Genomic DNA, 9,871 nt, shown 5'->3' on the forward strand with positions numbered 1-9,871 from the left:
GCAAATAATATAAGTATTTAAACCAACGTTCGCGCGTTGGTTTTTTTTTATATAAAATAATCAACAAATGTTAAATAAACTTTAGGCCTCAAATAATCTACTATATTTGTTTCCCTTAAATTTTTTACATGAAAAATAAAATTACGTTACTTCTCTTATTAAATTCCCTGTTTTTGTTAGCCCAACAAGGAGCTCCCGCTGCGTATTACAATGGCTTTAATTGGAACCAATCTGCAACTGCGTTAAAAAATGCATTGAGTGTTAAAATCACAACTACCCATACAAAAATATTGACGTATGGTCAAGCTGAAAACGCAATTCGCTATACTGATTTGGACCCAGAAGATTTAACCAACACCAATCTTTTATTGATTTATGGTTTTAGTGACAACATCTGTCCCAGTTCGCAAGCGGACGACAACGACCACAGAAGGAGAAATAAAAACGACGATGGCGCTGGCACTCTTTGCGAATGGAACAGAGAACATACGTATGCAAAGTCATTGGGCACTCCTAACTTGGAAAATTATCCTGAACCAAATGCTGACGTGCATCATTTGAGAGCTAGCGATGTTCAACGAAATTATGACAGAGGTAATAAAAAGTTCGGCTCAGGTTTTGGTGATTCGCTAGCTTCAGGGAACAATTGGTATCCTGGAGACGAATGGAAAGGCGACATCGCACGAATGATGATGTATATGTATTTGAGATACGGAAATCAGTGCTTGCCTATAAATGTTGCGACAGGAGTTATAAATGCCTCCGATTCAAACATGATCAACCTATTACTGCAATGGAATGCCGAAGATCCTGTTTCGCAATATGAAGACAATCGAAACACTTATTTAGGAAACGCTTCCAACTATTACGGTCAAGGAAATCGCAATCCCTTTATTGACAATCCTTATTTGGCAACATTAATTTGGGGCGGACCAATTGCCGAAAACCGTTGGCCAAACGTTTATCTTTCAACACCAACATTCAACTTAGCAGATAATCTTACCGTTTATCCGAACCCATCAAATGACCATAGAGTACTCATTTCAACAGAAATTCCAGTAGATGAAATTCAGTTAATTACAATAAATGGTCAAATTATGCAGCAAATAAAGAATCCTGCTAATTTCAACAACAGTTATTCCGTGGAAAATATTCCGCAAGGATTTTATATTTTACGCATAACTGCAAACGAACAGACGGTTGTCAAAAAAGTGATTATGAATTAGGGATGTAGCAAATATTGATAAGTAATTTGCAAATAGCAGCGTACAATTTAAAGGTTTTATGCTGCAGTTATACTTTAAAAAATCAGCCTAAAACATTGCCGAGGTCAAATATAATGTTGCAGGTGCCAATTATTATGTTGTTGACCCCTCCAGAAACATTGTAGATGCCAAATACAACGTTGCAGCTGCCAATTATAATGTTGTTGACCCCTCCAGAAACATTGCAGATGCCAACTACAACGTTGCAGGTGCAATCTGCAACATTGCAGCCGTAAGAATTATCATTGCCGACGGCCCTGCAACAATTTATTCTCAATAAAAAACATAAAAAAACTCCAATACTGTAATTCAGTATTGGAGTTTTATATTTACAAAAGAGAAATTTAACCTTGATTCATTGAAATCAAGAACTCCTCATTATTTCTGGTTTTCTTAAAGCGATCGTTGATAAAGTCCATCGCTTCTACTGGATTCATGTCTGAAAGGTATTTTCGCATGATCCACATACGTTGCAATGTTTTTTCATCCAATAACATGTCGTCACGACGTGTACTTGAAGAAGTTAAGTCGATTGCAGGGAAAATACGTTTGTTGGCAATTTTACGATCCAACTGCAATTCCATATTTCCTGTTCCTTTAAATTCTTCAAAGATAACTTCGTCCATTTTAGAACCTGTTTCAGTTAAAGCGGTTGCAATAATACTTAACGAACCCCCATTTTCAACATTTCGAGCAGCACCAAAGAAACGTTTTGGTTTTTGCAAAGCATTGGCATCTACTCCACCACTTAAGACTTTACCAGAAGCCGGTTGAACGGTGTTGTAAGCTCGTGCTAAACGCGTAATCGAATCTAAAAGAATCACTACGTCATGACCACATTCTACTAAACGTTTGGCTTTTTCTAAAACGATATTTGCAATTTTCACGTGTTCTTGTGGTTCACGGTCAAAGGTTGAAGCAACCACTTCCCCACGAACGTTCCGTTGCATATCCGTAACCTCCTCAGGACGTTCGTCTATAAGCAGCACTATTAAATAAACTTCCGGATGGTTTGCTGCAATTGCATTTGCAATATCTTTCAGCAACATCGTTTTACCTGTTTTAGGTTGTGCAACGATCATTCCACGTTGTCCTTTTCCTATTGGTGAAAACAAATCAATAATTCGAGTCGAAATCGTGCTTTCTTTCTCCGCTAATCTGAATTTTTCGTCTGGGAAAACCGGAGTTAAATGTTCAAAAGAAACCCGATCACGAACTACTTGCGGATCGTGTCCATTAATTTTCAATACACGAACTAAAGGAAAAAACTTCTCTCCTTCTTTTGGAGGACGAACCACACCTTTTACAGTGTCTCCGGTTTTAAGACCAAAAAGGCGAACTTGCGAGTTGGATAAATAAATATCATCAGGCGAAGCTAAATAGTTGTAATCCGAAGATCGTAAAAATCCGTAACCGTCTGCCATCATTTCCAAGACACCTTCACTTTCAATAATTCCGTCAAATTCAAAGTCTGAATCGCGAAAATTATTTTTCTTGTTCTTTTGGTTTGGGTTTTGATTTACTTTAGCATTCGGATTAATTTTCTGCTGATGAACCGGTTTCTTAGGTTTGTTTTCTTCAGAAGCAGTATCATCTTGAGAATTGTTAGTGGAATCAGCTTCCTCTTTTTCAACTTCATTAGTAGATTGCTTTTCAGCACTAGCACTAATTTTACTTTCGTATTTGGCTTTATTGAACTTAATCACTTTCCGTTCAGGACCTGTTTTTACGTCAACTTCATCTGAAGTTTCCGTTTTTTCTGACTCTTTTGAAAACAAATTAGAATCTGAAGATTCCTCTTGTTTTTTATTAGGAATGATTCGTGCTCTTTTTGAAGCAGCATCTACTTTCGGCTCAACGTCATCAGCAGCATCAGTAGCGTTCGATGCATTTTGTTTTTCTAAAATTTGTTGAACAAGAAGTTCTTTTTTAAGACCTGCTGGTTTGATTTGTGCCAACTTGGCTATGTCCTGAAGCTCAGCTAGCTTCATCTGTTTTAATGCAGAAAGTTCAAACATCGATGTTTATTTGAATTAATTAGTTCGGGAGTTGTAATGAGAATTGTTGTGCAAATTTATTTGTCTTGCAAACCCTAAAAGATGAAGTACTTATAGGTTTATACTGCAATAATACGAATAAATTTCTAGGTTACAATAGTATTTTCGAAAAAGAAAATATATTTTTGCGTTAGAATTTTATAGAAAATGCTACAACGGATACAAACAATTTACCTCATTCTTGCTGCAGTTGTTACTGGAGTTTTGCCTTTTGTATTTCCACTTTGGAAACAAGTAATTGGAGCGGCTACCGTAGATTTTTATTTCATGCAAGAAATGAGCTACGTGGCTTTGTTTGGGCTAAGTACAACCTTATCCATTGTTAGCATAATGACTTTTAAAAAGAGACAAAATCAATTTGTCATGGGCAGATTGAACATCATATTGAATTTAATTTTATTAGTATTATTTGTTTATCGGTTACTAACGGTATCTGGAGAAACTTCGGTTTCAGAGAAAGGTATTGGGATGTTTCTTCCTATTGTTGCTATCGTTTTTTTGGTCTTGGCCAATAAAGCCATCAAGAAGGACGAAGATCTCGTAAAATCTGTGGATCGATTGAGATAAAACTATAATCTTAGTTTATTAGTGCGAAGAAAAATCCTGACGAAAGTTGGGATTTTTTTTGTTTTACTACTTTAGTTCTTGAAGGTAATTTGGGCGTTCCCCTCCGTAAAAACTCCGGGTCAGGCTGTCCGTTCCCGCTTTTATTACTTTGAAGAAAGCAATAAAGAGCTCCACTTCCATCCTTAACGCAAAAACCGTCGGAGATAGAAACATTCGTGATTTTTGTCAAGCTATATTTATTTCAGCTTCTCTAAGTTTTAAGCTGCCGAAATGAAGTCTTAATTAAAACTTACTTATAAATCTTCTTAATCCGATCCAAATCACGTTTCGTATCCTGCTCTTTCAACGATTCGCGTTTATCATACGTCTTTTTACCTCGAGCTAAAGAAATCTCGAGCTTTGCCATTCCTTTTTCGTTAGTAAAAAGTTTCAAAGGAACAATCGTCAAACCTTTTGCTTGAACACTTTTAGCCAAACTTTTCAATTCCCGTTTATTCAGTAAAAGCTTTCGTTCACTTCTTGCATTGTGGTTGAACTGGTTTCCAAAAGCATATTCTTCAATATACATATTGATTACAAAAAGTTCGTTTCTTTCGTTGAATTCACAAAAGCTTTCGGTAATATTTGCTTTCCCCAAACGAATGGATTTGATTTCCGTTCCGGTTAACATAATTCCAGCCGTGAACTTTTCGATTAATTCAAAATCAAAACGAGCGCGTTTATTTAATATAGAGATAGTTTTTAGCATAGGATTGCAAATGTACTAACATTCCTTTAATTCGTCAATCTGTTTTGAAATTTGATGAAATTTTTAAGGCATTATTAACCATTATTCCGCATTTTTGCTGAATCTAAATCTCGAAATAATAAAATATGCAAAATCCAAACCCTAAAAACCCTCTTCACGGCATTACTTTAAAAAAAATGCTCGAAGATTTAATTCCGTTTTACGGCTTTGATACTTTAGGTGAATTGATAAAAATCAAATGTTTTACAGATAACCCAAGTCTGAAATCGAGTTTAACTTTTCTAAGAAAAACACCTTGGGCTCGCGAAAAAGTTGAAGAATTGTATTTAAAAACGCTTCCTAAATTAATTGGTAAAGTTTAAAATTATATCTCTTATCATTTCGATTTTAACAAAAAAATCCCGAATAAATTCGGGATTTTTCAAGGCTAAAATAAGTTAGTTAGTGTATTCTAACCTGATGTTTCATTTGGTTCTGCTTACTTACTAATAAAAAATTAGGAGGCTTGATCCGAACCAAAATGAATTATGTCTTTTTATTTATAGATGCAATTAAAATGGATTGGTTGCTTTGTAATTGAAAATTATTTTACATTTAGTTTCTTAAAAGATTTCAATTGTAAAAACCGATGTAAAAATTTCATGTTCTTCTAAAGTCTGAATTCCTGCTTTTTCTTCTAATTTTTGATTTGTTTTCACCTCATCGGCATGACCAAACCAAGGCTCGATACAAATAAATCGCGCATTTACTTTTGTCCAGATTCCTAAATCAGGAAAGTTTTCAAATTTAACTTTCACAAAATTAATTCCTTTCTTTTGAATAGTTACCGATTGTACCTTATGGTTTTTAAATACCAAAGCATCGTTCTCAAAGAGTGTATAATTCAATGGCAAATGATTTTCTTTAGTTTCCAAGTTATTCGTTTCATCTGCTAAAAGGTGATTTTCTAGTAAGGAATAATTTGGTACATCATCGGTTTCAAAAAACAAAGAATAGTCTTCAAAATGTTCTGAAAGTGCAAATCCAGGATGACCACCAATTGAAAAATACATTTTATCTTCTGAATGATTCTGAACTTTATAATGTACTTCTAAACTATTTTCTACAAGTCGGTATTCAATTTGTAATTCAAACTGAAAAGGATAAACTTTAAGCGTTTCCGAATCATTTTTCAATGAAAGTACAATGCTATCGTTGCTTTTTTCTACGACCTGAAATTCTTTTTCCCTAGCAAAACCATGTCTTGGCAAATGATAAACTTTTTCTTCAAAAAAATAAGTATCGTCTTTCAAAGAACCAATTGTAGGAAATAAAATAGGTGATTGTTTGTCCCAAAATTCTGAATTTCCTTCCCAAATGTATTCTTTGTCATTTGATTTTAAAGAAACAAGTTCAGCACCTAGACTATCGAAAGTTGCTTCTAAAAATTGATTTTTGATTTGAAATTTCATTTTTATTTAATTTTTTTTCACAAAAAAAGCCAGCTCTTAAGCCGACTTGATTGTACTGTTTATAACGTTTTATTCTTGTTCTTGATTTAACATTTCCCACAACTTATCTTTTAACTCCACAAGTCCTTGTTGAGCAACAGATGAGATTAACATATAAGGAATTTTTAATTCTTTATCCAATTGTTCTTTCAATTCCGCCTTCAATTCGTCATCAAGCATGTCGCATTTTGAGATAACCAACATTCGCTCTTTGTCCAACATTTCAGGATTGTACTTAGTCAATTCATTCACTAAAATATCATATTCAGCTTTGATATCTTCCGTGTCAACCGGAACTAAAAATAGTAAAGTCGAATTTCTTTCGATGTGACGTAAAAAGTAATGCCCCAGACCTTTTCCTTCTGCAGCACCTTCAATAATTCCAGGAATATCAGCAATCACAAACGATTGATAATCACGATATGCTACAATTCCTAAGTTTGGTTTTAAGGTTGTAAACGGATAATCAGCAATCTTTGGCTTAGCCGAAGTCAACACAGAAAGTAAAGTAGATTTTCCTGCATTTGGAAAACCAACTAAACCAACATCAGCCAAAACTTTAAGTTCTAAAACGATGTCTTTTTCTTCAGCAGGCAAACCAGGTTGGGCATATCTTGGCGTTTGATTTGTAGAACTTCTAAAATGCCAGTTTCCTAAGCCACCTTTTCCACCTTGAGCAATGATTCTTTTCTCACCATCGTCAGTAATTTCGAACATAATTTCGTTCGTTTCCTTGTCGCGAACCACAGTACCTAATGGAACTTCAATAAACTTATCATCTCCATTACTACCTGAACTTCTATCACCACCACCATCGCCTCCGTGACCTCCTTTTATATGTCGGGCAAATTTAAGGTGAAATAAAGTCCACAAACTTTTATTTCCAACTAAATAAATGTGACCACCTCGACCACCATCACCACCATCTGGACCACCTTTTTCAATAAATTTTTCACGGTGTAAATGGGTAGAACCTTTTCCTCCTTTACCCGATGTCACATATATTTTTACGTAATCTACAAAATTTCCTTCTGTCATTTTTTTTGTTTAAAAGTTTAAGGTTTAAGGTTTAAAGTGGATAGAATTCCTACCAACTTTAAACCTTAAACTGTAAACAAAATTTTACTCTTTTAATGTTTTAACCAACACTTTGTCGATTTTCACACCATCCATATCAATCACTTCTAGTTCGTAATTCTGCCAAATCAATTTTTGTCCTTGTTTCGGAATGTAAGAAAGTTCGGTCATTATTAATCCACTAACAGTGGTAACGTCGTAATCATTTGTCAACTCGTCTAACTCAAAATAAGTTAGAAAATCGTGTAGCGAATAATGTCCGTCGACTAACCAAGTTCCATCTTCGCGTTCGATAAGTTGAAAATCTTCTTTATAAAAGTCGGAAGCATTACCAACTAAAGCTTCCAAAATGTCATTTAATGTAATAATTCCCTGGAAAACACCGTATTCATCAGAGACAAAAGCATAATGAATTCCACTCTTTTTGAAGGTTTCCAATGCTTTATATGCTGTTGTTTGTTCCATCATAAATGGAGCATCCGTAACAATATCAGGCAAATTGAAGGAGTTTTTATTAATATTTGCAAATATATTTTTTAAATTCACACAGCCTACAATGTCGTCGTAATTTTCGCCATAAACTGGATAAACCGAATGCAATTCTTTTAGCATCAACTCTGTTACTTCTGTTTTATTGGCACCAATAGGCAAGAACACAACCGACTTCCTGTGTGTCATTAAAGAATTAACTTTTCTATCACCAATGTGAAAAACCCGTTCCACAATATCTTGTTCAATTTCTTGCACTTCGCCACCTTCCGTTCCTTCTTTAATTATGGCTTTGATTTCTTCCTCGGTGACTTTTCCGTCAGCCGAAGGTTTTATCATCAAAACTTTCAAAAGAAATTCAGTTGAAATGGTTAACAACCAAATAAATGGTGCAGTTACTACCGAAATTACTTTCATTGGAACGGCAACTGCTTTTGCAATCTTTTCTGGATGATTTAGTCCAATACGTTTTGGCAATAATTCACCTAAAACTAAAGAGAAAAAAGTTAAAACTACAACCACTAAACCAACAGAAAGCGAATCGGCATAAGGTTTTAATATTTCAAAACCTTCAATCAATACTTTGGCATCAGCCGTTATTTTATCTCCACTAAAAATACCTGTTAAAATACCAATTAAGGTAATTCCTATTTGAACTGTAGATAAAAACTTATTTGGAGCATTTGCTAATTCCAATGCTACTTTTGCACTATTATTGCCTTTTTTAGCGGCATTTTCGAGCCTGTTTTTTCGAGCTGAAATCAGCGAAATTTCTGACATGGAAAAGACACCATTCAGAATAATTAAAAAGAGAACAATAAGTATTTCCATTACTAATTTTAAGGTTTTAGAATTTCGACATTACTGCCAAAATCTAAAACAACTAAGTTAAACTATCAATCACAAGACTTAAACGTTCGGTAATTTCGTTGATTGAACCGATTCCATTTACGCTGTAAAATTTATTTTGACCTTTATAATAATCAATTAAAGGTGCTGTTTTTTCATTATATTCTTGGTAGCGATTCCTGATTTTTTCTTCATCTTGGTCGTCCGGTCTTCCTGAAGTTTTTCCGCGTTCTAAAAGTCTTTTTACCAAAATTTCATCATCTGCTTCTAAGGCAATTGTAGCTATAATTTTATCATCTTTAGATTCTAAGAACGCATCCAAAGCTTTCGCTTGTGAAATTGTTCTTGGAAAACCATCGAATAAAAAACCACTTGAATCTGGATTATTATCGCATTCGCTTTCCAACATTTTAATAGTTACTGCATCCGGAACCAGCTCGCCCTTATCCATATACGTTTTCGCTAACTTCCCTAATTCCGTATCTCCCTTAATATTGAACCTGAAGATATCTCCAGTCGAAAGATGTGTCAGATTGTATTTTGTTTTTAAAAATTCAGCTTGTGTTCCTTTTCCAGCTCCAGGTTTCCCGAATAAAACGATATTAATCATTGTGTTGTTGAGTGTATTGTGTTGTTGTTTTTTTGAAAAATTATTCTTGTAATTGATAAACTTCAGGTAAATTCCGACCTAAACCGTCGTAATCTAATCCAAAACCAACAATGAATTTATTTGGAATTCGAATTCCAATATAATCCAACTTGATGTCCTTTTTGTAAGCTTCGGGTTTAAAAAACAAGGTAGCTATTTTGAAGTGTTTGACATTTTTAGATTTTAAAATCTCTTTCAAAACTTCAATTGTGTTTCCTGTGTCTACAATATCTTCCACAACAATAACTGTTCTTCCTGTTAAATCTTGGCTCAAACCAATCAATTCGTTGACTTTATTAGTAGTTTCCATGCCTTCATACGAAGCCATTTTAACAAAACTAACTTCGCACATTCCTCGATATTGTTTCATCAAATCAGACAAAACCATGAAGGAACCGTTTAAAACGCCAATAAAAATGGGCTGTTCGTCAAAAAAATCGTCGTCCATTTGCTTTGCCATATTTTTGATTGCAAAGTCGATTTCTTCAGCAGAAATGAATGGAACAAAATGTTTATCGTGAAGTTGTATCATAAGTAGTGTGCTTTTTAAAATAAACGACAAATTTACAAAGTATTAGCTATTCATACTAAGGTATTTTTATTTTTTTACGTTTTTATCTTAATTGCAAAATTTAATCTTTTTCAATCTTCATAATTCATAGAACAAATGGAAGGATTTC

General features: G+C 34.2%; 10 protein-coding genes. 3 read left to right on the forward strand and 7 right to left on the reverse strand.

Translation table 11 applies throughout. From position 1 onward, the window contains the following. Window positions 1-128: 128 nt before the first annotated feature. The gene (locus ACQ5J2_RS01260) at window positions 129-1,226 is read left to right on the forward strand and encodes an endonuclease (protein WP_432671879.1); all 1,098 of its coding nucleotides are present in this window, start codon (window positions 129-131) and stop codon (window positions 1,224-1,226) included. 383 nt (window positions 1,227-1,609) lie between these two features. Here ACQ5J2_RS01260 and rho read toward each other — a convergent pair whose 3' ends face one another. Then, a complete protein-coding gene (gene rho / locus ACQ5J2_RS01265) occupies window positions 1,610-3,283 on the reverse strand; it encodes a transcription termination factor Rho (RefSeq protein ID WP_432671880.1) in 1,674 nt (557 codons plus the stop codon). Between the two features lie 186 nt (window positions 3,284-3,469). Between rho and ACQ5J2_RS01270 the strand changes: the two genes are divergently transcribed. Continuing rightward, window positions 3,470-3,889 (forward strand): DUF4293 domain-containing protein, encoded by a 420-nt coding sequence (locus ACQ5J2_RS01270; RefSeq protein ID WP_432671881.1) that lies wholly within the window; start codon window positions 3,470-3,472, stop codon window positions 3,887-3,889. 289 nt (window positions 3,890-4,178) lie between these two features. Here the strand turns inward: ACQ5J2_RS01270 and smpB are convergent, their stop codons facing one another. Then, window positions 4,179-4,637 (reverse strand): SsrA-binding protein SmpB, encoded by a 459-nt coding sequence (gene smpB / locus ACQ5J2_RS01275; protein WP_432671882.1) that lies wholly within the window; start codon window positions 4,635-4,637, stop codon window positions 4,179-4,181. A 125-nt stretch (window positions 4,638-4,762) separates the two neighbouring features. On the opposite strand from smpB, the gene ACQ5J2_RS01280 reads away from it, so the two are divergent. After that, window positions 4,763-4,999, forward strand: a complete 237-nt coding sequence (locus ACQ5J2_RS01280; RefSeq protein WP_432671883.1) for a VF530 family DNA-binding protein — start codon at window positions 4,763-4,765, stop codon at window positions 4,997-4,999. Between the two features lie 240 nt (window positions 5,000-5,239). Here ACQ5J2_RS01280 and ACQ5J2_RS01285 read toward each other — a convergent pair whose 3' ends face one another. The 5 genes from ACQ5J2_RS01285 to hpt form a co-directional block, all read right to left on the reverse strand. Further along, entirely contained in the window at window positions 5,240-6,088 is an 849-nt protein-coding gene (locus ACQ5J2_RS01285) for an aldose 1-epimerase family protein (RefSeq protein WP_432671884.1), read from the reverse strand. Window positions 6,089-6,157: 69 nt separating this feature from the next. Beyond that, on the reverse strand, window positions 6,158-7,165 hold the full coding sequence (gene obgE, locus ACQ5J2_RS01290) for a GTPase ObgE (protein WP_432671885.1): 1,008 nt from the start codon (window positions 7,163-7,165) through the stop codon (window positions 6,158-6,160). 84 nt (window positions 7,166-7,249) lie between these two features. Beyond that, window positions 7,250-8,473 (reverse strand): hemolysin family protein, encoded by a 1,224-nt coding sequence (locus ACQ5J2_RS01295; RefSeq protein ID WP_432673338.1) that lies wholly within the window; start codon window positions 8,471-8,473, stop codon window positions 7,250-7,252. A 103-nt stretch (window positions 8,474-8,576) separates the two neighbouring features. Next, on the reverse strand, window positions 8,577-9,152 hold the full coding sequence (locus ACQ5J2_RS01300; protein ID WP_432671886.1) for an adenylate kinase: 576 nt from the start codon (window positions 9,150-9,152) through the stop codon (window positions 8,577-8,579). A 40-nt stretch (window positions 9,153-9,192) separates the two neighbouring features. Further along, window positions 9,193-9,723 (reverse strand): hypoxanthine phosphoribosyltransferase, encoded by a 531-nt coding sequence (gene hpt / locus ACQ5J2_RS01305; RefSeq protein WP_432671887.1) that lies wholly within the window; start codon window positions 9,721-9,723, stop codon window positions 9,193-9,195. Between the last annotated feature and the right edge of the window lie 148 nt (window positions 9,724-9,871).

The organism is Flavobacterium sp. SM2513 (assembly GCF_050908145.1).
Classification (GTDB): domain Bacteria; phylum Bacteroidota; class Bacteroidia; order Flavobacteriales; family Flavobacteriaceae; genus Flavobacterium.